This window comes from Streptacidiphilus neutrinimicus, from assembly GCF_000787815.1.
Classification (GTDB): Bacteria; Actinomycetota; Actinomycetes; order Streptomycetales; family Streptomycetaceae; genus Streptacidiphilus; species Streptacidiphilus neutrinimicus.
In genome coordinates this window covers 6,528-7,222 of sequence record NZ_BBPO01000129.1, presented here as the reverse complement: position 1 = coordinate 7,222, position 695 = coordinate 6,528, and the positions used below count along the sequence as shown (strand labels likewise).

Annotated in this window: 1 protein-coding gene; it reads left to right on the top strand. The window is 72.2% G+C overall.

The annotated features are described in order from the left end of the window. Positions 1-344: 344 nt before the first annotated feature. Positions 345-695: phosphate signaling complex PhoU family protein (locus TR48_RS36810; RefSeq protein WP_042374992.1), on the top strand; the 351-nt coding region annotated here is incomplete at its 3' end.

Below are 695 nucleotides of genomic sequence, written 5' to 3'. Positions count from 1 at the left end.
GGGCGAGGGCGGCGCGGCGGTGTACTGCGAACTGAAGGTCGAGTACGAGTACCGGGACGTTCGAGCGGCACGTGGTTCCCGCGGGGACGACGGCAGCACTGTGCGGCCAGCTCATCGCGCCCGTGGCGGAAATCCAGGCGTTGACCCGCCTCGCCGATCTGCCTGAGGTCTGTCCACGGTGCATGTTCCTCTACCGCGTCCCGGCGTGAGCCGGCCGGGACCGTCCGGTCGGCTCCGCTGAACGGCTCGCCCGACCGGTCGGTCCGGGGGCCGCTGGGTTTCGGTGGCCGTGGTGTATCCCTTGAACCACGAGGAGACCGTCCAGGCGGAGGAGAGGGAGCGGGATGCGTGACGCGTACCGGGAGGAGCTCGACGCGATCACCGCCGGCCTGGAGGAGATGGCCCGTCTGGCCGCCTCCGCGATCGGCCGCGCGACCACCGCCCTGCTGGAGGCGGACCTGGAGCTCGCCGAGACCGTCATCGGCGCCGACGCCCAGGTCGACCAGTTGCAGCTCGACCTGGAGGAACGGGCCATCGCTGTCCTCGCCCGCCAGCAGCCGGTGGCCACTGACCTGCGCACCGTGGTGACCGCCTTGCGCATCAGCGCCGAACTGGAGCGCTCCGGGGACCTGGCCCTGCACGTGGCCGAACTGGCGCGGCGCCGCTACCCCGACCACGCCGTCCCGGGGGAACTG